The organism is Aeromicrobium phragmitis (assembly GCF_003674095.1).
GTDB lineage: Bacteria > Actinomycetota > Actinomycetes > Propionibacteriales > Nocardioidaceae > Aeromicrobium > Aeromicrobium phragmitis.
Map to the genome: position 1 here is coordinate 1 of NZ_RDBF01000084.1, position 457 is coordinate 457.

A 457-nucleotide genomic window follows, 5' to 3' on the forward strand; every position below is an offset into this window, starting at 1 on the left:
GATGCTCGACAAGTCGCCCGTCCCCGGTGGCCTCGTGCGCGGAGGGGTCGCGCCCGATCACGCGGACACGAAGGGGTTCTCCTCGCTGTTCGCCTGGGCCTATCAGCATCCGCGGACGTCGATGTACATGAACGTCGAGGTCGGCGAGCACGTCACGCACGAGGAACTGCTGCAGTTTCACGACGCGGTGATCTACGGGGTCGGCGCGCGGCTCGATCGGCCGCTCGGAGTGCCGGGTGAGGAGCTCGCCGGCGTCTACGGTTCTCCCGATGTCGTCGGCTGGTACAACGGGGCGCTCGACGTCGCGCCGGACACGGTCCGGCTCGACGGCGAACGGCTCGTCATCGTCGGCAACGGCAACGTCGCGCTCGACATCGCCCGGCTCGTGCTGTCGGACCCGCGGCAGTTGCGCCGCACCGACATGCCGGACGCCGCGGTCGACGAGATCGCCCGCAGC

1 pseudogene is annotated in these 457 nt (G+C 70.0%); it reads left to right on the forward strand.

What is annotated here, in order from left to right:
* Positions 1-457 (forward strand): annotated as a pseudogene (locus D9V41_RS17930) (hypothetical protein); the annotation flags it as partial.